Raw genomic sequence first — 22,798 nt, forward strand, 5'->3', positions numbered from 1 at the left:
TCGAGAGGAGAGCGGTCGTTAGCGTTTGATGGCGTTGGGGTCGCTTTCGGTGCCGTCGAACATGCTCGTGACGACGGTGTTCGAACGAAGCTTCGCGAGCAGCAATCGGCGTTCGCGGTTGGTCTTCTCGGTATAGATCTCGCGTCGGATCTGGTCTTGGAGTTCGGCGAATCCGGCCGGCCCCGCGGCGCGGCGCTGCTCGACCCGGACGATGTGGAAACTCGACGGGCCTTCGATGACTCCGCTGATCGTGTTCAGGGGGAGGCTCTCGATCGCCTGGTTCACCGCGGCGACGGCGTAGCTGCCCGGCGAGGTCTCCATCAGGCCGCCTTCGGCCTTGACCCCCGACGGACCATCGCTCTCGGCCCGCGCCAGCTTGGCGAAGTCTTCGCCGCTCTGAAGTCGGGCGATCAGCGCGTCGGCCTTGCGCCGCGCATCGGCCGGGCTGGGGTGCTTGGCCGACTCGACCACCACTTCGCGCCAGGTGATCCGCGCGGGGCGGTAATTCGTCTGGTCGTTCATATGAGCGTTATAGTATTTGAGCATTTCCGGAAGCTCGACGTTCACCTTGTCTTTGAGCTTCTGCTGGATGAAGCACATGGCGATGAAGTCTTGCCGGTACGACAGTTTGAGCGCGGCGAGCGATCTGTGCGACTCTTCCAGCTTCAGTTTGAGCTGATGCTCGTTCTCGACCAGATTCTGGCGGAGTAACGGAGGCAGCTCCGTCTCGGTCCACTCCTTGTCGGCGATCTCGAGGAGGTGGCTCATATTCTTGTCTTTAAGCTGATGCTTCGCTTCTTGATAGATCAAGGAGCGCTCAATCAAGTTCGCCAGGATGTTCTGGGCGAGCATGTTCATCTCTTCGCGGGGGATCTCACGGATGTTCACGCCGTGCTTCCGGATCTGGTCTTTTACGCTGATCACCAGCTCGCGCATCGTGATGACCTCGTCGCCGACGCGCGCCGCGGTCTCGCCGGCCCGTTTCCACTTGGGGTCGATCACGTCGTCGACGCGGTCGGCCGCGGCCGGCGCCGTCGTCGCCGAGGTCTGGAGGACGTGGGGATCGACGCGCGGCGCAGGGGACTGCGCCGCGAGGGTCTGGGAATCGGAGGCCGTCGGGCTCGTCGAGCCGGTCGGGCCCGTCGTCGGCTCGGCCGGCGCGGGACCGGCGCCCCCGCCCGCCGCAGGCGAGGGGCTCAGGTCGGGCAAGGAAGAGGTTTCGGTCGGGGCGGCCGGCGCCGCCGGGGTCGCGGGCGCGCCCGCCGGATTGTCTGGACCGGGATCGCGGACTTCCGGCGAGACGAGGCCGTCGAGGGCCGACGGCATCAGTTCGGGGGTGGGGCCGAGCAAGGGGTCGGCCGCCGCCGCGGGGGGCTGGCCGGGAGCGGTTGGGCTGGATCCAGGAATCGGAACGGGGCTCGGCGCATTCGCCGGGGACGTGGCCGGCTCGGAGTGGGCTTCCGTCGCGGGAGGCGCCGCTAGCTCCGGCGTGTCGAGGGTGTCGGCGACCGGAGGCAAGGGCGATACGTCGATGACCTCGCCGGGCGCCGAGGCGGCGGGCGGTTGGGGGATCGAGGATGGGCTGACCGCCGGGTCGCCGGACGCGACGCGCGGCATGGTCGATGGATCGTGCAAACCGACTTCCGGGGCCAGCGCGGGAAGTTCCGCCGGCGGTTGCGCCTGAGCCGCGACTGCGACCGCGGCCGCGCCGGTGCCAACAGACTTGCCGGTGGTCGCCACGCTGGGCGCCGCCCCTCGGGCGAGGCTGCCTGGCGGGTACGGACGCGCCGACCAGTTGGGGTTTGCGGGGTCAGGAAGGGTCGTCCTCGCCACGGCGGGGTTGGCGAAGCCGCGGTTGATCGTGTCGTGCAACGAAGGGACCGGGACCATGCCGACCGGTTGATCGGCGGGCCCATCGGGCGACCCGGCCTTGCGGGTATGGGCGCACCCCGCCATGGCCAGGCCGAGCATGGCTGCGACGATTGTCTGTTTCTTCACGTGTCCAATCTCCATCCTTGGAGAGTGCCGGCGGGCGTTCGGTCTCGCCGGCGCGAAATCCACAATCGACCGGTCTTGGCACGCCGGTCGCCACTCTTGGCTCACTGTCCAGAGGATTCGACGTCGGCCCCGTCGAGAGAAATGCCGGGGCCGCCTTGAATCGTGATCGGTCCATTCGGGCTCGAGAACGAGATGTTCGTGGAATCCCGCGCAAGACAGAGTAGCGAAACACCGATTTCTGGCAAGGCCTCCTTCGCGCGGTTAGAATGCCGAGAAGCCTATCATCAACGAGGCCTCCTATAGCGGGACGGCCCTGGACGGAATCTCAAAGGAAGGACCGTGAGATGAGTCTTCCGAAGGAAGCCAGCCCGGATCATCCGATCCAGGAGTTGCTCTCGAAGCGTTGGAGTCCCTACGCCTTCGCCGGCCGGCCCGTCTCTCAGGAAGACCTCCGCTCGCTGTTCGAGGCGGCGCGCTGGGCGGCTTCCTCCTACAACGAGCAGCCGTGGCGCTACCTCGCGGCTTCCAAGGCGGACCCGGAGGCGTTCGAGCGGCTGCTCTCGTGCCTGGTGGAAGGGAACCAGCCCTGGGCCAAGGCCGCGCCCGTCCTGACGATCGGCTGCACGAGCCTGAAGTTCGCCCTCAACGGCAAGCCGAACGACGCCGCCCAACACGACCTCGGGCTCGCGAGCGCCAGCCTGACCGTCGAGGCGACCGCCCGGGGCCTGTACGTCCACCAGATGATCGGCATCTTGCCCGATCGGGTCCGCGAGTTGTACGGAGTACCGGACGACTTCCGGCCGCTGACCGGGCTCGCCATCGGATACTTGGGAGACGTGAACGATCTGCCCGAGAGCTACCGGCCGCGCGATCTCTCGCCTCGCCAACGAAGGCCGCTGCCCGAGTTCGTCTTCGGCGGCCGATGGGGCGAGGCGTCCGACCTCGTGAAGTAGGACGACCCGGCGGGCTCGACGTCGCTCGCGAACAAGCAAGGAATTTTCAGAGAGTATTCATGAGCCAAGGTGTTCTTGTGACGGCGGGGGCGTCGGGGATCGGTCGTGAGATCGCGCGGGCTTTCGCGGCCGCCGGCGCCAGGGTGTTCGTCGTCGATCTCGACGCCGACGGCCTCGCGGTCCTTGCCGATGAGATCCCGGGCTTGCGAACCGCCGTCTGCGATCTGTCCCGTCGCGCGGACGTCGAGCGGATGGTTCCCCAGGCGGTCGAGGCCCTGGGAGGGTTGGACGTCCTGGTGAACAATGCGGGCATCGCGGGGCCGACGGCTCCGGTTGAGGAGTACGATCCGGATGCGTGGGACGAGGTCGTCCAGGTCAACCTCACCGGAACCTTCAACACGACGCGGCTGGCGATCCCCCACCTCAAAAAGTCGTCCGCCGGAGTGATCATCATCATGTCGTCGATGGCCGGCCGATTCGGGTATCCGAATCGCTCTGCGTATTGCGCGACGAAGTGGGGGCTGATCGGCCTCACGAAGACGCTGGCCCAAGAGCTGGGCGCATTCGGCATCCGGGCGAACGCTATCCTGCCCGGCTGCGTCGCGGGCCCGCGCATCGAGAAGGTCTTCGAGGGGCGAGCGAGCCTGAGCGGTCGATCGGTCGAGGAAGAGATCTCGGACGCGCTGTCGAACCAATCACTGCAACGCCTCGTCGATCCCCGCGACGTCGCGGCGCTGGCCGTCTACCTGGCCTCGGACGCCGCCAAGTCGATCTCCGGCCAGATGCTGCCGATCGACAACGACACGCAACAAGCCTCCTGAGCTTCGAACGGCGAGGAACAGAACGCCTCGGAGGTAGGCGACGCAACGGGGACAGGCTCCGAGAGCACCCGCTCGGTGCCTGTCCCCCTTCCGACGGCCTACCGCTCTTGGCACTTGCGACCAGCCGCCCAGAGCCACATGTAATTCAATCGAAGCCCGCTCTACACGCGCCAGGGATCGCGCGCCGGGAAGGAGCGCAGGCCGTTGGCTTCGTCGTCGTTGACGAACTCTTCCTTGACGGGGTCGAATTCGAGCTTACGGTTGAGGGTCCACGAGAGCGCGGCGGCGTGGCAAGCGAGGTGTGAGTGCCGCATGACGTCGGGGTTGGCGGCGGTCTTGGCGCGCGACTTGATGCAGTCGATCCAGTTGCGCGCGTGGGCCGAGACGTCGAGGCCGATCGGAGGCGTCTTCTCGGTCAGCTCCTTCAACTCGCTCTTGAGCGATGCGGGATGGACCTCGATGCCGCCGCTGTCGCCGGTCTCGACCCAGCCCTCGTCGCCGACGAACCGGACCGGGCAGGTGCCCAGCGGCGTGATCCAGCCGGGACGTTCGCCGAACGGCGTCTTAAGGAAGTCGAGCACCAGCTTCACGCCGTTGGCGTAATGAGCCGTGATGTTCGTAGGCGTCGGCTCGTAGCGGATCGGCGTCGTGTCGTCGGCTTTGTTCGCCCACTGGCAGAGGTCGACGGTGTGCGCTCCCCAGTCGAGCAGCCGGGCGCCCGAGTCGAAGTCGAAGTAGCCGCGCCAGCCGCCCGCGACGTACGCCTTGTTGTACGGACGCCAGGGCGCGGGGCCGAGCCACATGTTCCAGTCGACCACGTCCTTGGGAGGCGTCGGCTCGCCGGGCAGCCAGCTCGTCAGGATGGAAGGCGTGTAGACCGAGGCGAACAGCGTATGAAGCTTGCCGAGCTTGCCGCTGTGGGCGAGTTTCACGGCGAGCTGGAAGTTGGCGACGCTGCGTCGCTGGGTGCCGGCCTGGAACACGCGGCCGGTCTGCTTGATCGTGTCAGCGAGCGCCTGGCACAGGTGGATATTGAGGCCGCAAGGCTTCTCGCTGTAGACGTCCTTGCCGGCCTTCGCCGCCAGCATCGACGCGTTCGCGTGCCAACGGTCGCCCGTGGCGATCAGCACCGCGTCGACGTCCTTGCGGTCGAGCAGCTCGCGGAAATCGCGGTGCGCGGCGCAGTCGCTGTTTCCGTTCGCCTTGTCGACGAGCTTCCTGGCGGCCTCGCGGCGTGTGGCCTGCACGTCGCATATGGCGACGCAATGGACGTCGGGCAGCTTCAGCATCGAGCCGAGATCATACGTACAGCGCGGGCCGACGCCGATCACCCCCAGGGTGATGCGCTCGCTCGGGGCGACGAAGCCCCCCTTCCCCAGCGCCCGGCCGGGGATGACCGTCGGGAACGCGAACGCCGCGCCGAGCGCCGAGGCGCCTCCCAGAAAAGACCTGCGGGTCGACCCGGGGGAACCGTTCGTTTCGGACATCATCGGAGGAGCCTCGCAAGGGGAGAGAAATCAAGCCGCCGCCTCGTTTCGCCGAATTTAGCCGACCCCTCGCCCCGGGGCAACCAAGCTGCGACGTCAGGCCGATCGCCGACCCGACGGTTGACGTGACGCATCGACGGTCGTTAGCTTCAAGGACTTCTGTCGTAGAGGGAATCTCAAGGGGAGGCGGCGACGATGCGATACGACGGTCGAACGAGGCGATTCTGCGTGATTCTGGGCTTGCCCGCGTCTGTCGCTCTCGCGGTTTTCGGGTACCTTTGGCCCGCGGTCGGCGGGGAAGCGAAGAACGAGGGGACGGTGGTCGTTTACTCGTCGCTCGATCGCGAGTTCTCCGACCCCGTGCTCAAGGATCTCGCGAAGGGCGTGGGGATCACGCTGCGGCCCAAGTACGACGTCGAGAGCACGAAGACGGTGGGGCTGGTCAACACGATCATCGCCGAGTCGGTCCGGCCGCGCTGCGACCTGTTCTGGAACAACGAGATCCTGAACACGATCCGGCTCAAGCGGAAGGGGTTGTTGCAGCCCTTTCATCCCAGTCACGCCGACGCGGCGCCCGCGACGTTCAAGGACCCGGACGGGATGTGGTACGGCTTCGCCGGCCGGGCGCGGATCTTGATCGTGAACACGAAGCTCGTGCCGGAGTCCGACCGACCCAAGGGGATCGCCGACCTGGCCGCCCCGAAATGGAAAGGCAAGATCGGCATCGCCAAGCCGCTGTTCGGCACCACGGCGACGCACGCCGCCTGCCTGTTCGCGGCCTGGGGCGACGACAAGGCGAAGGCCTATTATCAGAGCCTTAAGGCCAACGGCGTTCAGGTGCTCTCGGGCAACAAGCAGGTGGCCACGGCCGTCAGCTCGGGACAGCTCGCCTTCGGCCTGACCGACACCGACGACGCGATGGGCGAGCTTGACGCCGGCGCTCCCGTGGCGATCGTCTACCCCGACCGCGAGGCCGACCAGCTCGGCACCCTGTTCATCCCCAACACACTGGTGATGCTCAAGGGCGCGCCCCACCCCGAAGCCGCCAAGCTGCTGGCCGACGCCATCCTCAGCCCGGCCGTCGAGGACCGTCTCGCCGACGGCCCGAGCGCCCAGATCCCGCTGCTCAAGGGTGCCCGCAAGCCAGCCCGCGTCGAGACCCCGGCGACCGTCCACGCCATGCCCGCCGACTTCCAGGCCGCCGCCGACGCCTGGGACCGCACGGCGGCTTTCCTGGCCCGGGAGTTCGCCGATTGAAAGCGGACGACACATCCATCAATCACTCTTTTGCTTTCGACTGCTCGACCGCGCGAAGGACGCGGTCGAGCTTCTTATCCAGCAAGTCGAGCTTCTTCCGAAGGACGTTCTGGCTCGAACTGATCATCAGGAATCCGTCCTGGATGAAGTAATCCAGCTTGAGTATCCGCAACGATTGTTCGAGCACGTAGTTCATGTTGGATCGATTCCAGTCGCCCGGCAGCTCGGACAACATGGTTAGCTCGGCCTCCGAGAGCCCAAACGGGTCGACGTAGATCGCAATCCCCGAGTAACCCGGTTTTGCCGAGTCTTGCTTGATGGTCTTGAGCAGACCTTCCAGGGTGAGCGGGTTCGGCAACGCGGTACGAAACGGTTGATCCAGCGCCTCGACAATCATTGCGTTTCGCTTCTCGATCTCCTCCTTCGTCGGCTTACGAGCAGGTTCCGAAGTCTTGGTGCTCGGCGCCTGCTCGGCCGGTCGCTTAGCCGATTCAGTGGGCGCTTCCTTTCCTTGTTGAGCGACGACGGCTGTGCCGAGTACGAACACCCCGACGAGGGCTGTCGCGGCTGCCATCGACTTGATCGATGAAATCGACATGGCGAATATTGCTCCTTTTGCGAGTGAGCTGATCGAGTCTGGGATTGGTAAGGACGAGCCGAGAGAACGCGCCGCCTGGCTGGCCACGGCGTTCAGGAGCTTCGGTGCGGGACCGCCCGCGAGCCAAGCGGAGCCGAGCGATTCACGACCCAGTTCGCCGCGCTGTTTGAGCCGTGCTTCCAGCTTCTTTCGCCCGCGATGCAGGCGTCCGCGCAGGCTGGGCTCGTTCAAGCCGAGCGCCCGGGCCGCTTCGTCGTAGGTCCGACCTTCGAGGCAACAGAGGATCAGCGGCTCGCGGAGTCGCGACGGCAGGCGTTCGATCTCCTCATGGATCGCGGCCGACGCATCGAGGTTTACCTCCTCGCGGTCGGCATGGCGGGCCAGCGCCTCGTGATCGGCTGATTGAACGATCGAACGTCGCCGCCGGCCCTGGTCGCGCGCCCGTCTGGAGATCCGGAGGGCGACGCCGTGCAGCCACGAGCCGAGCGAGTCACCCTTGCGAATCGAGCCAGCCTTCTGGACGAGCACCAAGAACGTCGCCTGGAACGCGTCGTCGGAATCGCACGAGTCACCGAGGACGCGTCGGCAAACGGTGTGGACCATCGCTCCGTGCCGTTCGACCAGCACGCGAAACGCCTCGTCGGACGTCTCGTCGCGCCGGGTTTGGAACAGGTCGAGGAGTTGCACGTCGGTCCTTGCGCCCAGCGCGCCACAGCTCAGGAGAGCCTGGAGCGATCGCTGGGTCGTCCTGCGCGATTCAACGGTCATGTCGGGCGCTCGATCTCCGGTCTTTTGGGGCCGCTCATATCCTTATAGTGCCCGAGCCCGCGCGATCCTCACATCGGCCGTCCGGCGATTCGCGGAATTTCGTGGTTGAGCCTGAGCGAGCCCGTTACATTCGTGGGAGTCGAGGTCCCTCATCTTGATGCTGGGAGGCTGCCATGTCATTGTCCACGGTCGGTTCGTCACGACGAAGAATCGTGTGGTTGTCACTCGTTGTCGGTCTGAGCTTCGCGTTCGGCTCGCCCGCTGGGGCCGACGATGCGCCGGCGAAGCGGAAGTCGATCTACGACGCCAAGGCCGACGCCAAGGTGCAGGTCGAGAAGGCGACGGCTCGCGCCAAGCATGATGGCAAGCGCGTGCTCCTGATGTTCGGCGGCGATTGGTGCGGCTGGTGCCACAGGCTGCACACGCTGTTCCAGGAGAACACAGAGATACGGTCGCTGCTGTTCAACGAGTACGAACTGGTGATGATCGACACCAAGGCGCCGAACGCTCAGACGTATCTGGATCAAAGTTCCAAGGATTACTCGAGCGTCGGTTATCCGTTTCTGGCAGTGCTCGACGCCGACGGCAAGGTCCTCACCGGCCAGCGAACCGGCCCGCTCGAAGAAGGCGACCACCACGATCCGAAGAAGGTGAAGGACTTCCTCACCAAGTGGCAGATCGAGCCCAAGGACGCCGACGCGCTCGTGCGCGAAACCCTCTCGCGAGCCGCGTCGGAAGACAAACGCGTCTTCCTCACCTTCGGCGCTCCGTGGTGCGGTTGGTGCCATAAGCTCGAAGACTTCCTGGCCAAGCCAGATATCACCGCGCTTTTGGAGCACGATTTCCTCGTCGTCAAGGTCGACGTCGATCGCATGAAGAACGGCAAGGAAGTCATGGAGCGGTATCGGCCGAAGGAGTCACAGGGGATCCCCTGGTTCGTCGTCCTCGACGCCAAGGGGGAAAAGCACGGCACGGCCGACGCCGCCTTCGGCAACATCGGCTATCCGCTCGAGCCCAAGGAAATCGACGCCTTCATGACCCTGTTCGAATCACAAGGCAAGCTTCAGCCCGCTCAGATTTCCGAGCTGCGCAAGGGGCTCGAAAAGGCCGCCGCCGACATCAAGGCCGAGCGGGCGAAGCGCGAGCCCGCCAAGTAGCTTCGCAGCTACTTCGTGCTAAGCAGTGACTTGACGACGGCGACGATCTGGGGAGTCTTCAGCGGGTCTTCGCCGAGTGGGACGTAGGCTTTCTTGGCGTCGACGACCCGGACCCGCCCTTTATTGCGGCGGGCGAGGGTCTCGATGCGGCGGGTGTCGCGGTAGGTGAAGACGACGTACTCGCCCTCGACGTGGATTCGGTCGAGCTTCCAGTTGCCGGCGAGGATGCGCAGCTCGGCTTCGGCGAGCAGGTTCTCGGCCGGTCGCGGCGGCGGCCCGAAACGGTCGTTCAGCTCCTGGCGGAAGTCGGACAGGTGATCGAGGGTTCGGAGCCGGGCCAGGCGGCGATAGAGTTCCAGCTTCACCCGCGCGCCGGGGACGTAGTCGCGCGGCAGGTAGGCCTTCCATTTCAGCTCGACCGAGCAGTCGAACAGCGGCTTGTTCGGCTGCTTCGTCGCCGACCGCACGGCCGATTCCAGCAGTGAGCAATACAGCTCATAGCCGACGCTCTCGATGTGGCCCGATTGCTCGGCGCCCAGGATGTTCCCCGCGCCCCGGATCTCCAGATCGCGGAGCGCGATCTTGAACCCCGCGCCGAGCGACGTGAATTCCTCGATCGCCTTGAGCCGTTTGACGGCGTTGGGCGTGACGGGTCGGTCGGATTCGAGCAACAGGTAGGCATAAGCACGGTGTTTGAAGCGTCCCACCCGTCCGCGAAGCTGGTGGAGGTCGGCCAGGCCGTACTTGTCGGCCTCGTTGATGAAGATCGTGTTGACGTTGGGGATGTCGAGCCCGCTCTCGATGATCGTGGTGGCGACCAGGACGTCGAAATCGCGGCGGATGAACGCGAGCATCGTCCGCTCGAGCGCCTCGCCGGTCATCTGGCCGTGGCCTATGCAGATCCGCGCTTCGGGCACGATGGCCTGGATCTTGTCGACGATGTTCTGGATGTCGTGGATCCGGTTGTGGACGAAATACACCTGGCCGTCGCGGTTCAGCTCGCGATGGATCGCGCGCTTGATGGTGTCGGGGTCGAACCGGAGAATCCGGGTCTCGATCGCCTTGCGGTCGGCTGGGGGCGTTTCGAGATTCGAGATGTCGCGGATGCCCAGCAGGCTCATGTGCAGCGTGCGCGGGATCGGCGTGGCCGAGAGCGTCAGGACGTCGACGGTCGATCGCAGCGTCTTGAGCCATTCCTTGTCCTCGACGCCGAACCGCTGCTCCTCGTCGACGACGATCAGGCCCAGGTCCTTGAAGCCGACGTCCTTCTGGAGGATGCGATGGGTTCCGATCAGGATGTCGACGCCGCCGGCCGCCGTGCGCTTGAGGACATCTTTGATCTCGGATTTCGGCCGGAACCGATTGACGACCTCGACGACGAACGGGAACTCGCCCATCCGCGCGCTGAAGCTGCGGTGGTGCTGCTCGGCGAGGATCGTCGTCGGCACGAGCACGCCGACCTGCTTGCCGGCGTCGACGGCCTTGAACGCCGCGCGGATGGCGATCTCGGTCTTGCCGTAGCCGACGTCGCCGCAGATCAGGCGGTCCATCGGCTTGGTCACGGCCATGTCTTCCTTGACGGCCTCGATCGCCGCGAGCTGGTCGGGCGTCTCGTCGAACGGAAAGGCCGCCTCGAACTCGGCCATCCAGTGGCTGTCCTCGGCGGGATACGCGAAGCCCGGCTGGCTCGCGCGCTGGGCGTGGATGTCGAGTAGCTCTTGCGCCAGGTCGACTACGGCCTCTTCGACGCGCTTCTTGCGCTTGTCCCACGCCGACGAGCCGATTTTCGAGAGCGGCGGCGTCGCCTTGCCGCCGCCGATGTATTTCTGGACCAGATCGATCTTGGCGATCGGGACGTAGAGCTTGGTCTTCTCGGCGAATTCGAGGAGCAAGGTCTCCTCGGCGTGCTCGTCCGACTTGTCGACGAACTGGAGGCCCAGGTAACGGGCGATCCCGTGGTTGACATGAACGACGAGATCGCCTTCGTTCAGGTCGAGAAAGCTGTCGATCGCCCGGCTCTCATACCGCCGTCGGCTGGTCGTGCGGCGGACGTCGGCGCGGGCGAACAGCTCGTGGTCGGCGATCACCAGCGTGGACGCGTCGACCATGTGGAAGCCGGCCCGGATGCGGCCGACGCAGCGATCGAGCCGGCCGGCCCGCGCCAGCTCGGTGTCGGCGAAGACTTCGCCGAGCCGCTCGACTTCCGCCGCGTTGTGGCAGGCGATCAAGACCCGGTCGCCGGCCGCCGCCGTTTCGAGTTCGTCCTTGACCTTCGTCAGCTCGCCCGAGAACCGCTCGACGCTCTCGATCCGCAGGTGGCAGGTCGCTTCGAGCGAGTCGGCGGCGAGGACCGACAGGGCGATCGTCGGCCGTCGTACCAGCCGCTCGAACGTGCTCTCGACCGAGTAGAGCCCGCGCGGGTCTTCGACTCGCGCCAGGTAGTGCCGTCCTTCCTCGCGAAGGTCGGCGGGCTCCAGGAGCGCGATCCAGGTCCCCTCGGGAAAGGCGTCGGTGGCGGGGCCGAAGCTGTCAAGATTGGCGTCGTTGAAGCTGGGCGGGACGGTGATCGTCACCGACTGCCAGCGATCGAGCGAGCGCTGGGAGCCGGGGTCGAAGGGGCGGATCGACTCGATCTCGTCGCCGAAGAACTCGACGCGGACCGGGTCGGTGGAATCCGTCGGAAAGACGTCGAAGATGCCGCCGCGGAGGCTGAACTCGCCCGGGATCTCGACGACCTCGGCCCGGACCATCCCGCGCTCCATGAGCCACGAGCCCAGCTCGTCGATCGCGACGGCGTCGCCGACTTCGAGCCGGCGCGACATCCGCCGCAGCACGTCGGGCCTGGGAACCGGCTGAAGCAACGCTTGCATCGACGTGACCACCACGCGCGGCGGCAACCCGCCGGCCAGCCGGCCGACGACGCGGAGGCGGTTGCCGAAGACCTCGTCGGTGGCGTCTTGTTCGCGGGGCAGCTTGTCCCAGGCGGGGAGGACTTCGGGCGTGATCCCCGAGAAAACGGCGACGTCGTCGCGGTAGTCGTCGACGTCGCCGACGTGGGCGAGCACGATGATCAGCGTCGTCGGCGCGTGCAACGCGAGCGCGGCCGAGACGAGCCCGGAGGCCGACCCCCAGGCGCCGTCGATCGTCGCGGCCTGGCCGTTCTTGAGGGCCGCGATCACCTCGGGGAAGCCCGAGGCCGTTTGGATCGAGCGGGTCAGGTCTTTCAGCTCGCTCGCCGCCGGGGGCGTCGCGGCGGACCGTCTTGGCGAGAGCCTGGGCATCGCGAGCACGTCCCGAGGAGAAGAAGGGCTGGTTGAACCGCGTCGACTTCAGTTCGCGGGACCGGAAGGTATTCTAGGCGTCGCCGACGACTCCGGCCACATCGCGCTCTCGGCGGTCCGCTTCGGAGACCATCGTCCGGCCTCGGCGCGTCCGGATCGTGTGCGGAGGGGGGAACGCATGCGGAAGCTGGCCGCGCGCGTTGGAGTCGACGCGGGTTGGGATCGGCGACTCCGTCGCGAGTCGGTCGAGAACGTGGATCAAGTCGTCGATCGCGCACGGGAGGTCGAGGCAGGCGGAGGCCCCCGCGTCGCGGGCGGCCGTCACCGCCGCGCGGTCGGCGAAACCGAGAAGCGCCACGACCGGTCCGCCTCGACTGCGCCGTTCGAGCTGTTCGGTCCATCGCGATTCGAGGACCGGCACATCCCAGACGGTCAGATCCGCCGGTGTCTGAAACGTCGGGGAGTCGCTCGCCTGGTAGCCCGCGCGGAGGCAGGCTTCGCGAAGCAGGCTTCGGACCTCGTAATCGGTGCTGACGACCTCGACGCCTATCGGATTCGTCGCGACGTCGGGCCTCGGCGCCGCGATTCGACCGAGCAGGCGGTCCAGTTCGCGGGGCAGCGTCTCGCGGGCGGTCGCCTCGGGAAGGATCAGGTCGACGAGGTTCGCGCAGCACTCCAGTTCGGCGTACCGCACGTAAGGGCTGACGCAGAGCACGATCCGCGGCCAGCGCTCGGGGCCGAGCGTCCTTCGCAGGTTTTCGAGTCGGGCCACGTCGGCCGGAGTCAGACGCGAACGATGAAGTACGAGAACGCGCGCGGGGGCGGCGGCGTCAAAGAGTTGATCCGGAAGCTGCTCGCCCTGGGACTCGCAATGGAACGGGACCAGGTCCGGGAGTGATTCGGCGATGTCGGCGACCCAGGGGTCTCCCAGGTCGCCCACGAACCAGATTCTCTGCGCGGTTGGATCCATCCGGGTGATCGCCTCCGTGCTGAAACCGCCGAGCGTGCACTGCGAACCGCTCTCGCGATAGTCGACTCGCCGTCGCCATGCTTACCATTTCGGCCGGGTTTCGGCAACTCCTTATGTCGTTTGCATCCGGTAAGCTTGGAAGCTGGAGCCATTTCTTTGGTTTTTTGTATCCGAACGCCCAGCCCCCTGCATGATAAGGTGTTGGCCTTGACAGCGCGGAGGCGATAATGAGTCGAGACGCCTGGATTGCACCGCAGATTCAGAGACTCTTCGAGTCCGGTTCGCTGAGCGGCCTGACGGAATGGCAGCTCCTGGAACGTTTCGCCCGGAACGGCGATCAGGCGGCGTTCGAGCTGCTGGTCTCGCGGTACGGGCCGATGGTCCTCGGCGTGTGTCGTCGCATCCTCGATGACGCGCACGATGTCGACGACGCGTTTCAGGCGACGTTCCTCGTGCTGATCCGCCGGGCGCGAACCCTGGGCCCGAGCGACGTCATCGCGGCCTGGCTGCACGGCGTCGCGTTGAAAGTCGCACGGCGCGCCCGCGTCCGTCGCGAGCGGCTGTTGCAGCGGGAGCGGACGAGCCTGGATCTGGAAGCGCCCGCTCCCGCCTCGCGCGACGGCGAATTCGAGCTGCGCGCGGTGCTCGATCAGGAGATCGACCGGCTCCCCTGGAAGTACCAGGCGCCCGTCGCCCTTTGCTATCTCCAGGGTTTGACCCACGAAGAGACCGCGCGCCAGCTCGGCTGGCCGATCGGTACTGTCAAGGGCCGGCTGGCCCGGGCGCGGACGCTGCTGGGCTCGCGGCTCAGCCGCCGAGGAATCACGTCGGCGGCGGGGGCCGTCGCAGGATCGTTCGCCCTCGACGCCTCACTTCAGGCCGCGCCTTCCGAATCACTGGTCGCCGCCGCGCTCCGCGCTTCGATGCGGATCGCGGACGGCCGACCCTGGGACGCCGTCGTTTCCACGTCCGTCGCTGATCTCGTACGGGGAGTCTTCACAGCCATGTTGTTCAGCAAACTGAAAATCGTCGCGGCCCTGGTTATGCTCTCAGGGTTCGCCGTCACCGGCGCCGGCGTCTACGGCCGCCAGCAGGCCGAGGACGACAAGCCCGATCCGGGCCAGCCGTCGCCGGCCGTCGCGGCGGAGGAAACTCCAAAGCCCGAGAGCGAGCCGCCACAAGCCAAAACTGCGGCGGATCGCCCAGTCCCCGTTCGCGAGGCGCCCGAGGGCGAGGCCTCCGCACCTCGGTCGACCGATCTCGCTCACCTTCGTGACGAGCCCGAGGCGCTTCGCAAGCAACTGACCGAGGCCGCCGAGCAGGCATTCCAGACGACGTTCGACGAGTACCGCGAGAAACAGGTTCAGCCCGATCGCGTCTACCGGGCCTCGCGACTCCTGCTCGACGCTCGGCTCGACGACGCGACGACGCCGGCCGCGCGTACTGCCGCGTACGAGGCTCATTACGACCGCATGGGCACCCTCGCGGGGCTCCAGGTCCGGCAGCGCGACGGCAATATCAAGAGGTCGACGACCTTGGACGAGGTGCGGGCGTTTACCGCCGAGGCGAAGTTCATGCTGGCGAAGAGTCGCGTCGAGCCGGCGAGCCAGCCACCGACCTCGAACTCGGCGAGCGGCGGCGACGAGCCTGAGGTCAGTCCGCGAACTGTGGCGATCCTTGCCAAGCTCGAAGAAACCATCGCCATGAACTTCCCCAACGAAACTCCGTTGGAAGACATCCTCAAGTACATCAAGCAGGCGACCCAGGGCTCAGACCATGTCGGCATCCCGATCTACGTCGACCCGATCGGACTCAGCGAAGCCGAGAAGACCATGACGTCGCCGATCAGCCTCGATCTGGACGGCGTGCCGTTGCGGCGGACCCTGCAATTGATGCTCAAGCAGATCGGTCTCGTCTACTTCGTCGACGACGGACTCCTCGTCATCACGTCGAGCGACTCGCAGGATTCCAAGCTCGGCCCCTCGATGGTGAAGATGTCGCCGCTCCTTGAGAAACAGATGAAAGCGGAGCGAGGTGAGCTGACCGAGGACGAAATGGCGAGCCTGCTCGCACAACTCCAGAGCATCAATCAGATGAAAAAACTCGTCGACCAGAAGGACTCAGTGCATGACGTGACGACTGCACCGCCCGGCTCGTCCATGACCCCCGAGCAGGTCCAGACGCTCCTCCAGCAGATCAAGGACCTGACGGCGGCGCTCAACGCCGCGAACCAGCGGCCCAAGGGCGGCGGTTTTCAATGACGCGGCCGGTCAGATCGGCTCCAACTTGATTTCCGCCTCAAGCCGTTCAACGGTTTCGGGATCGACGGCCCCGGCGTCCCAGACCGAGGCATTGGCCGCGGCGCAGGCGATGGCGTGGCGGACGATCGTCTCGGGCTCGCCGCCGGTCAACCAGCCGTCGACGAGCCCGGCGAGCATCGAATCCCCCGAGCCGATCGGATTGACGACCTCGATCGACGGCGGCGCGGCCCGGTACTGTCGGTCCTCGTACTGGATCAGCACCGGGTCGGGACCGTCGGTCACGATTCCGCACGTCACCCCGCGACCTCGCCAGTCGGCCAGCAGTCCGAGAACGTCGGCGTCGGTCACGGACGGCTTCCGCAGCCGTCCGGCGGCCTCGCGACGATTGAGCTGGATCGCCGTCGGCCAGAACGCGCCGATCGCTTCGAGCGCCGGGCCGTAAGTGTCGAGAAAGACGGGAATCCCCCGCGCGTGGGCCAGCCCGATCAAGTCGCTGTAGAGACTGTGGGTCGCAGCCGAGGGGCTTGATCCTGAAAGCGTGAGCGCCTCCACGTCCGGCAGGGCGAGCGACTTCTCGACCCGAGCTGTCAGGGCCTTGGCTTCCTCAGGCTGGATTTTCGGATCGGGGTCGAAGAAGGCCGTCTGATCGGTGGTCCCTTGCGTCAAGACGGTGAGGATCACCCGCGTCGGCGCTTCGGTCTCGATCGCGATCAGGTCGAGTCCGTCGTCTTGCTTCAGCATGGCGCGACAGGTTTCGCCGACCGAGCCGCCGAGAAATGTGACCGGCCGGGCCGAGCGTCCCAGCCGCTTGAGCGCCCGAGCCACGTTGTTCCCCTTGCCCCCGACCACTTCGCGTACGGACAGCCCGCGCACCGAGTCGCCGGGCTTCCATGCGGGCGTCGTCAAGGTCTTGTCCAGGCACGGATTCAACGTCACGCACAGAATCATGAGACGCCCTACCCGCCGGTGAACGAAAGTTCAAAAGCCGGACGGACCGACGCCGCCTCTCGGCCTTCCTTATTCTGCTGGGATCGGACCGGAGAGCAATGGGACGACGCAAATTTCGTGGCGGCGAGATGTTCGGGCGCAATCTGGGCGCGCTTTTCTCGCCGACTTGCGTTGTCCTCTACGTGGCCGTTCCGCAATTCCTAAAGAATACGGGGACGAGTCCGACGTGGTTTGACGCAAGATAGGGTGTCGGGTATGACCAAGGATGGTCGGCCCCGTTCGCCCCGCTGATCCGCGAAATTCGGGTTGGCGCCGTTTCATCAAGGAGGATGACAATGGCGGCATGGCCTTGGAAGTCGTTGGCGCGCTCGCGCCAGCCTACCGACGGCGGCGACTCCGCAGCGCCGGGGAAGCTCAGCCTCAGTCTGTCCGAGCTGTTCGTGGTGGGAACGTGGTTTGGAGTCGCGACCGGCCTGCTGGAACTCGGCGGCACGCTCGCCGCCGTGAAGCTCATGGGCCGGGTGACGTACGATACGCTGCGCACCAACTGGCATTATTTCTGGATGACTCCGCTTTCCAACCTCGTGCTTTTCTCCGTTTCCGCGCTGGTGCTCTGTGTCGCGACGGCCCGAATTCCCCGCCTTCGAACCGGCCGCGTCGTGTTCTTCCTCTATGCGTATCTGACGGCCTGGTCGCTTGTTTCGGCGATCCCCACCCTTCACAAGACGGCCGAAGTGGTCCTCGCGATCGGCCTGGCGTGCGTGACGACCAAGTTCCTCACGAAGCGGCGGTCGACCTTTCTCCGCATCGCGCCTCGGGCCGCGATTCTCGGCGCGGGACTGATTCTGGCAATCGCGGGTGTTGATGTCTATTCTACAAACCGGCCAGTCGATCGCGGCCCGTCGGTCGCCTCGGTCGCGGCCGTCGGCCCTCCCAACGTCGTCTTGATCGTGCTGGACACGGTTCGCGCCGATTCGCTGACGCCGTACGGGGCGGAGCGCGACACCACGCCGAACCTGGCGCGGCTCGCACGCGAGGGCGTCCTGTTCAAGCACGCTCGCTCCACCGCGCCCTGGACGTTGCCCTCGCACGCGTCATTATTCACGGGCCGGTGGCCGTTCGAGTTGTCCGCCGACGTCGGGCGGCCGCTCGACAGCGCGTTTCCGACGCTGGCCGAGCAGCTCGCGGACCGCGGCTATGCGACCGGCGGCTTCGTGGCGAACACGCAGAACTGCAACGCCTGGTACGGCCTCGATCGCGGGTTCGACCACTACGAGGACTTCTACGAGAACGCGACCGTCACCCCGATCGAGGTGCTTCGCAGCTCGCGTCTGGGTCGCTACGTCGTGACGTCTAAGCTGGCCCAGGCGGTCATCAAGCGGGCTGCCGCGCCGGTCGATTTCCGGTATCGCAAGACGGCGGGCATGATCAATCGAGACGCTCTCGCCTGGCTCTCGGACAAAGGCGATCAGCCGTTCTTCATGTTCTTGAATTACTTCGACGTCCACGACCCGTACCAGCCTCCGAAAGAGGCCGAGCGTCGGTTCACCAAGGCCGGCGGCGAGGCCCAGTCGGCCGCCAATCTGGCGCGCGACGCCTACGACGACTGCCTGGTCTACCTCGACAGCCAGATCGGCCGACTTCTGGCCGAACTGGAGAGCCGTGGCAAGCTTCAGAATACGCTCGTGATCGTGACGTCCGATCATGGCGAGGGCTTCGGCGAGCACGGTCTGGCGGGCCACGGCGTCAGCCTGTACCGCTCGGAGCTGCACATTCCGCTGATGCTCGTCCATCCGACTCGAACGCCGGCCGGAACGGTCGTGTCCGAGCCCGTCAGCCTCCGCGACGTCGCCCCCACGATCCTCGACCTCCTCGATCTGGGGACGGCTCCGACTTTCGCCGGCAAGTCGCTGGCGAACACCTGGAGCGCATCGGCCGCCGATCGCGATTTCAGCGAACCCGTGCTTTCCGAAGTCGACCGGGCCGATCACGTCCCCGCCGAAGTGGAAGACGCTCCGGCGCGGCGTGGGAGGATGCGGTCGATCACCGCCAACGGCCGCACGTACATCCTCAACGGCGACGGCCGAGAAGAACTCTACGACCTGCACGACGACCCCGAGGAGAGCAACGATCTGGCCGACCTGGCCGACGCCCAGGAGCATCTCCATCAACTTCGCGAGTTGATGGAGCAGGTCACGGGCGTCCAGGAAAACGGCGAGTGAACGTCGCCTCTATTACGAAGGCCGCTCAATCCGACGAGAGCGAGCGGCCTTCCAGGTTCTCGATGGCCCGGCGGACGGCGTCGGGCATGGCGTGCGGCTTGTTGGTCTTGTAGTTGAAGACGACCAGCGTCGAGGTTCCCTCGGCGGCGAGCGCGAGCTGGCTGCGGCTGAAGATCTTGTGCTCCATCGAGAAGCTCGCCCGGCCGATCCGGCTCACCCGCGCTCCGATGTGCACAGTGTCGGGAAACGTGATCTGCCGGCGGTAGTCGGTCGAGACCGACGCCAGAATCGGGCCGATTCGCTCGGTCTGGTGCAGCTCCATCAAGCCGACTTTCTGCGCGTAGGCGATCCGCGACGACTCGTACCAGCGGAAGTAGACCGTATTGTTGACGTGTCCGAACGCGTCCTGCTCGCCCCACTGGACCGGCTGGACGACGACGACCGGGAAACCCTGGAGCAGCGAATCGATCTCGGTTGGCGTGTTCATCGGGAGCTGAGGTCCTGGGGCGTCGGGCGTGGAGTCGCGTGGCGTCAGGCGGGCCGCCGCCAGATCAGAGTCCAGTGACGATCGGACGTCCTCTGGACGCAACTGGCCGGCAGTCCGGTCTCGGCGACGATCGCCTGAATCTCGTCGAGGGTCAAGGCTGCTCGCAGTGATGCGTGGAACAACGCTCGCGCCTGGGGCGATTCGCCGGCGGCGTAGCGCTCGACCAGGGCGTCGACCTCGGCTTCCGTGTCGGGGCGGGCCAGGTCGCGGACCATCAGCGTGCCGCCGGGTGAAATCCGGTCGACCATCGAGGCCAGGACCGGACGCGGATCGGCGATGTGGTGGATGATCGAGTTCGAGACGATCGCCTCGAACGGGATGCCGTCAAGCGCTGCGCCCACCGATTTGGCGTCGGCCTGGATGCACCGGATGCGGTCGGCGAGACCGGCGTTGGCGACGTTCTGTTCGGCCCGCTCGATCATCGCTGGCGCGAGGTCGAAGCCCACGACCCGAGCGTAGGAGTCGGCGCGGGCCAGGGTGATCGGAATCAAGGCCGTGCCGGTCCCCACGTCGAGGATTTCCCCCCCCCGGCAGGGACCGTGGGCCGCGAGGAAGTCAGCGACGAACCGGTTGTTGACCTCGCTGTGATCCATCGCGTCGTATTGCTCGACGTCTTCGGCGGTCTCCATCGACTCGGGTTCGAGTTCGCGTGGGATCATTGTGGGCGCTCTCGTCAATCATGAGGATCGAGGTCGGACGACGTCCGCGGCGCATCAAGGACGGGCGGAGGCACCGGCAGCCGCGCCGTTGTCACAAACGGCTGCCGATGCAAATCGCGGGCCGCGCGGGCGGCCTCGCCGGCTCCGATCCGCTCAGAGGCCGGCTTGAAGAACCTTCTCGACTTCTTCGAGGCAGGCGCGGACGTCATCGACGGGGTTCTTTTCGTTCTCCTCGTACTCGACGGCCACCAGCCCCTTGTAGCCGTTGGCGTTTAGGACCCGGAGCAAGCCGTGCGTGTTGAGATCGCCCTTGCCGAGGATCGTGAAGTGCTGGGCGTCCTTGACGTCCTTGAGGTGGACGCCGTACACCCGCTTGCCGAAGACCTCGGCGGCGCGAACCGGATCTTCCTTCGAGCGGAGGAAGTGCCCGGTGTCGATGCAGCAGCCGATCTTGGCGTGGTGTTTCTCGATCGCCTTGGCGATGACGTCGATCTTGTCGTAACGGTGTCCCGGCCCGTGGTTGTGGATGCCGACGCCGATGTCGAACTCGTCGACCAGCTTGTCGAGATCGTCGAAGCTGTCCGGTTCGGGGTCGGCCGAGAGGTAGGAGACGCCCAGATTCTTGGCGAACTCGAACGCCTTGCGATTGGCCGGATCGCCCTTGCGGAACGGGATGACGCCGAAACCGATCGTTTCGACGCCGGCCGCGCTCATCTCATCCTTGATGAGCCGGATCTGGTCGAGGTCGTCGGTCATCGGAATGTGGGCCGGATAGGCTTCCCAGAAATGGACGCCGAGGTCGTGCGAGACGGCCAGCGCTTTGGCGCGGTCGGCTTTGCCGTCCTTCGTATAGCCGCGGAGCGAGTAGCTCTGGATGCCGATCTTGAAGGGGGCGGCCAGCGCGAGGAACTCCGGCAGGGCGGCGGACAACGCGAGCGCGGACCGGCCCACGGCCAGAGCGCCGGCGACTCCAAGGCCCCTGGTCAAGAGTTCGCGGCGCGACAGCGCCAGATGGCTTCGAGATGCTGCCATGATGCTTTGTGATCCTTTCAAGCCGTCGGCGACGGGCTTTCCAGATGGTCTCCAGGAAGGACGGGGCGGCCCCGTCGATTCTCCCAGGATGCGAGGCTAACCCAAGCTTCGGCGCGTCGCCAGAGCGAACCGCGCCGAACGATCGTCGTTCCACTGGCGCGTGTCGCTTGAGAGTATGGTCCGGGCTCGTGTATGATTCCCAATTGCCGCGAGAGCCGCCGTCCGGGACGAGCCGCTCCGCCGGCCGGCGATCCGTTCCGGCTCGTTTGGGCGCAGCCGGAGCGCGGCTCGTTGCGAATTCCGGGACCCGAGATCGAGGAGGAATCATGCCGCCTCTCCGCGACGATTACGGAACCTTGTTGCCCGTCGGCGGCGGCGATCCGATCCGCCTGGTCAAACCCGAACTGGTGATCGGCCGGCGGCCCGGCTGCGACGTCCGTCTCGATTTCGAGAACGTCTCGGGCAAGCACGCCTACCTCACCATCATCAACGGCATCTGGCACGTGCGCGACGGGGGGAGCACCAACGGCACCTCCGTCAACGGAGCGCGGCTCAACAGCCCGCACGCGATCATGCCGGATGACGAGGTCGGATTCGCCGACCACCTGTTCACCATCGACTATGTCCCGAGCGGGCCCGAGGCGCTCCTCGCGCGGCATAAAGTGCTCGACGACGACATCATCGACGAGCGCAAGCGGCATTCCCTGATGGAACTGGCCGGGCTTGACACCGACACCGACCGGCCAGCCCGGATCGTTCGCCCCAAGACCGCCCCCACGACGATCGAGCGGGCTTCCGCCGACGAGGTGGATTTCGACGACGAGGTGCCGGAGCACTTCAAGTCGAAGACCTCGCCCAAGCCCAAGAAGAAAAACGACGACGATGACGACGACTTCCTCAAGCTGATCGAGGAAGAAGTCGTTAAGCCTTCATGAACTGCTTGCGCCATCGAAAGTGAGCGGCGCGCGATTTTCAACGCCCGGTCGAGAAAGGCCGGGCCCGGCGCGTCCGCGATGTCGCCTTATCTCACTATCGAGGGGTGCGCTCGCTCTCGTCATGACGTCGTCAGCCCCGGCGTGCGGAGGTTGAGACCAGGGAACGAGGCGAGCGGATCTTTCTTTACCCAGGGAGTTGAACGCGATGAGAATGCTCAGCAAGTCGGTGATGGCGTTGGGTCTGGCTGCCCTCATGGCGACGCCCGTCATGGCCCAGCAGCGGCGCGGCGGCGGCGGCTTCGGCGGCGGTGGCCGGGGCGGCCTGTCGATGCTCCTCTCCAACACGAGCGTTCAGGAAGAGCTGAAGCTCGACGACTCCCAGAAGGAGAAGGCCAAGGAACTCGGCGAGAAGGCGCGTGAGAAGATGACCGCCGCTCGCGAGGAACTGCAAAACCTCAGCCAGGAAGAGCGCGGCAAGAAGATGCGCGAGCTGATGACCGAAGCCAACGCGTCGGCTCACAAGGCGGCCGGCGAGTTCCTCAAGCCCGAACAGCTCAAGCGGCTCCATCAGATCAATCTTCAGGTCAGCGGCGCGAACGGCTTCGAGGAAGAGCATCTCCAGAAGAAGCTCAGCATCACCGACGAGCAGAAGTCGGAGATCGCCTCGATCGTCCAGGCGTCGAACGCGGAGATGCGCGAGATCTTCCAGGCCAGCCAGAACGACCGTGAAGGCGCCATGGCCAAGCTTCGCGAGCTTCGCAAGGAAACCCTCGCGAAGGTCGAAGCCAAGCTGACGCCCGAACAGAAGACCAAGTACACCGAACTTCTCGGCTCGCCCTTCGAGATCAAGTTCGAACCCCGCCCGGGCGGCAATAACTGAGCCTCGCTCCTCACGACGAAATCC

Annotated in this window: 17 protein-coding genes; 8 read left to right on the forward strand and 9 right to left on the reverse strand. The window is 65.9% G+C overall.

Annotated elements, in window-relative coordinates:
* Positions 1-18 precede the first annotated feature (18 nt).
* Positions 19-1,998 carry a peptidylprolyl isomerase gene (locus BSF38_RS29850; RefSeq protein WP_083712756.1) on the reverse strand — a complete coding sequence of 660 codons (1,980 nt, stop codon included), beginning with the start codon at positions 1,996-1,998 and terminating at the stop codon, positions 19-21.
* A gap of 344 nt (positions 1,999-2,342) precedes the next feature.
* Between BSF38_RS29850 and BSF38_RS07045 the strand changes: the two genes are divergently transcribed.
* Together BSF38_RS07045 and BSF38_RS07050 are read left to right on the forward strand one after the other, a co-directional pair.
* The gene (locus BSF38_RS07045) at positions 2,343-2,951 is read left to right on the forward strand and encodes a nitroreductase family protein (protein WP_076344253.1); all 609 of its coding nucleotides are present in this window, start codon (positions 2,343-2,345) and stop codon (positions 2,949-2,951) included.
* A 59-nt stretch (positions 2,952-3,010) separates the two neighbouring features.
* Positions 3,011-3,772 carry an SDR family oxidoreductase gene (locus BSF38_RS07050; RefSeq protein WP_076344255.1) on the forward strand — a complete coding sequence of 254 codons (762 nt, stop codon included), beginning with the start codon at positions 3,011-3,013 and terminating at the stop codon, positions 3,770-3,772.
* Between the two features lie 161 nt (positions 3,773-3,933).
* Here the strand turns inward: BSF38_RS07050 and BSF38_RS07055 are convergent, their stop codons facing one another.
* The gene (locus BSF38_RS07055) at positions 3,934-5,262 is read right to left on the reverse strand and encodes a Gfo/Idh/MocA family protein (RefSeq protein ID WP_210405690.1); all 1,329 of its coding nucleotides are present in this window, start codon (positions 5,260-5,262) and stop codon (positions 3,934-3,936) included.
* A 192-nt stretch (positions 5,263-5,454) separates the two neighbouring features.
* Between BSF38_RS07055 and BSF38_RS07060 the strand changes: the two genes are divergently transcribed.
* Positions 5,455-6,516 carry an extracellular solute-binding protein gene (locus tag BSF38_RS07060; RefSeq protein ID WP_076344259.1) on the forward strand — a complete coding sequence of 354 codons (1,062 nt, stop codon included), beginning with the start codon at positions 5,455-5,457 and terminating at the stop codon, positions 6,514-6,516.
* A 22-nt stretch (positions 6,517-6,538) separates the two neighbouring features.
* On the opposite strand, the gene BSF38_RS07065 is transcribed toward BSF38_RS07060, so the two are convergent.
* On the reverse strand, positions 6,539-7,882 hold the full coding sequence (locus BSF38_RS07065; protein WP_076344261.1) for an RNA polymerase sigma factor: 1,344 nt from the start codon (positions 7,880-7,882) through the stop codon (positions 6,539-6,541).
* Between the two features lie 218 nt (positions 7,883-8,100).
* Between BSF38_RS07065 and BSF38_RS07070 the strand changes: the two genes are divergently transcribed.
* Complete coding sequence (locus BSF38_RS07070; RefSeq protein WP_076344263.1) at positions 8,101-9,039, forward strand: thioredoxin family protein; 939 nt, start codon at positions 8,101-8,103, stop codon at positions 9,037-9,039.
* An 8-nt stretch (positions 9,040-9,047) separates the two neighbouring features.
* On the opposite strand, the gene mfd is transcribed toward BSF38_RS07070, so the two are convergent.
* Positions 9,048-12,320: a transcription-repair coupling factor gene (gene mfd / locus BSF38_RS07075; protein WP_076350657.1), complete on the reverse strand. Its 3,273-nt coding sequence runs from the start codon at positions 12,318-12,320 to the stop codon at positions 9,048-9,050.
* A gap of 73 nt (positions 12,321-12,393) precedes the next feature.
* A complete protein-coding gene (locus BSF38_RS07080) occupies positions 12,394-13,290 on the reverse strand; it encodes an ANTAR domain-containing protein (RefSeq protein WP_076344265.1) in 897 nt (298 codons plus the stop codon).
* A 227-nt stretch (positions 13,291-13,517) separates the two neighbouring features.
* Between BSF38_RS07080 and BSF38_RS07085 the strand changes: the two genes are divergently transcribed.
* A complete protein-coding gene (locus tag BSF38_RS07085; RefSeq protein ID WP_076344266.1) occupies positions 13,518-15,551 on the forward strand; it encodes an RNA polymerase sigma factor in 2,034 nt (677 codons plus the stop codon).
* A 9-nt stretch (positions 15,552-15,560) separates the two neighbouring features.
* On the opposite strand, the gene BSF38_RS07090 is transcribed toward BSF38_RS07085, so the two are convergent.
* Positions 15,561-16,487: a 1-phosphofructokinase family hexose kinase gene (locus BSF38_RS07090; RefSeq protein ID WP_237170777.1), complete on the reverse strand. Its 927-nt coding sequence runs from the start codon at positions 16,485-16,487 to the stop codon at positions 15,561-15,563.
* Positions 16,488-16,834: 347 nt separating this feature from the next.
* Here BSF38_RS07090 and BSF38_RS07095 point away from each other — a divergent pair, with 347 nt between their 5' ends.
* Positions 16,835-18,721 carry a sulfatase gene (locus BSF38_RS07095; protein WP_168189327.1) on the forward strand — a complete coding sequence of 629 codons (1,887 nt, stop codon included), beginning with the start codon at positions 16,835-16,837 and terminating at the stop codon, positions 18,719-18,721.
* Positions 18,722-18,746: 25 nt separating this feature from the next.
* Here the strand turns inward: BSF38_RS07095 and BSF38_RS07100 are convergent, their stop codons facing one another.
* From BSF38_RS07100 to BSF38_RS07110, 3 genes are all read right to left on the reverse strand, one after another.
* Positions 18,747-19,208, reverse strand: coding sequence for an acyl-CoA thioesterase (locus tag BSF38_RS07100; protein ID WP_076344273.1), 462 nt, complete (start codon positions 19,206-19,208; stop codon positions 18,747-18,749).
* 44 nt (positions 19,209-19,252) lie between these two features.
* A complete protein-coding gene (locus BSF38_RS07105) occupies positions 19,253-19,927 on the reverse strand; it encodes a class I SAM-dependent methyltransferase (protein WP_076344275.1) in 675 nt (224 codons plus the stop codon).
* 153 nt (positions 19,928-20,080) lie between these two features.
* A complete protein-coding gene (locus BSF38_RS07110; protein WP_076344277.1) occupies positions 20,081-20,959 on the reverse strand; it encodes a sugar phosphate isomerase/epimerase family protein in 879 nt (292 codons plus the stop codon).
* 326 nt (positions 20,960-21,285) lie between these two features.
* Here BSF38_RS07110 and BSF38_RS07115 point away from each other — a divergent pair, with 326 nt between their 5' ends.
* On the forward strand, positions 21,286-21,894 hold the full coding sequence (locus BSF38_RS07115; protein WP_076344279.1) for an FHA domain-containing protein: 609 nt from the start codon (positions 21,286-21,288) through the stop codon (positions 21,892-21,894).
* A gap of 205 nt (positions 21,895-22,099) precedes the next feature.
* Positions 22,100-22,774: a hypothetical protein gene (locus tag BSF38_RS07120; protein WP_145952005.1), complete on the forward strand. Its 675-nt coding sequence runs from the start codon at positions 22,100-22,102 to the stop codon at positions 22,772-22,774.
* Positions 22,775-22,798: the final 24 nt, after the last annotated feature.

The organism is Paludisphaera borealis, assembly GCF_001956985.1.
Taxonomy (GTDB): Bacteria; Planctomycetota; Planctomycetia; order Isosphaerales; family Isosphaeraceae; genus Paludisphaera; species Paludisphaera borealis.

Bases quoted from the DNA above. Each gene is read 5' to 3' on its own strand.
- BSF38_RS07085 (WP_076344266.1), top strand. From the start codon at position 13,518: ATGAGTCGAGACGCCTGGATTGCACCGCAGATTCAGAGACTCTTCGAG.
- BSF38_RS07080 (WP_076344265.1), bottom strand. From the start codon at position 13,290: ATGGATCCAACCGCGCAGAGAATCTGGTTCGTGGGCGACCTGGGAGAC.
- mfd (WP_076350657.1), bottom strand. From the start codon at position 12,320: ATGCCCAGGCTCTCGCCAAGACGGTCCGCCGCGACGCCCCCGGCGGCG.
- BSF38_RS07065 (WP_076344261.1), bottom strand. From the start codon at position 7,882: ATGACCGTTGAATCGCGCAGGACGACCCAGCGATCGCTCCAGGCTCTC.
- BSF38_RS07050 (WP_076344255.1), top strand. From the start codon at position 3,011: ATGAGCCAAGGTGTTCTTGTGACGGCGGGGGCGTCGGGGATCGGTCGT.
- BSF38_RS07060 (WP_076344259.1), top strand. From the start codon at position 5,455: ATGCGATACGACGGTCGAACGAGGCGATTCTGCGTGATTCTGGGCTTG.
- BSF38_RS07105 (WP_076344275.1), bottom strand. From the start codon at position 19,927: ATGATCCCACGCGAACTCGAACCCGAGTCGATGGAGACCGCCGAAGAC.
- BSF38_RS07055 (WP_210405690.1), bottom strand. From the start codon at position 5,262: ATGATGTCCGAAACGAACGGTTCCCCCGGGTCGACCCGCAGGTCTTTT.
- BSF38_RS07110 (WP_076344277.1), bottom strand. From the start codon at position 20,959: ATGGCAGCATCTCGAAGCCATCTGGCGCTGTCGCGCCGCGAACTCTTG.
- BSF38_RS07045 (WP_076344253.1), top strand. From the start codon at position 2,343: ATGAGTCTTCCGAAGGAAGCCAGCCCGGATCATCCGATCCAGGAGTTG.
- BSF38_RS07120 (WP_145952005.1), top strand. From the start codon at position 22,100: ATGAGAATGCTCAGCAAGTCGGTGATGGCGTTGGGTCTGGCTGCCCTC.
- BSF38_RS07100 (WP_076344273.1), bottom strand. From the start codon at position 19,208: ATGAACACGCCAACCGAGATCGATTCGCTGCTCCAGGGTTTCCCGGTC.
- BSF38_RS07115 (WP_076344279.1), top strand. From the start codon at position 21,286: ATGCCGCCTCTCCGCGACGATTACGGAACCTTGTTGCCCGTCGGCGGC.
- BSF38_RS07095 (WP_168189327.1), top strand. From the start codon at position 16,835: ATGGCGGCATGGCCTTGGAAGTCGTTGGCGCGCTCGCGCCAGCCTACC.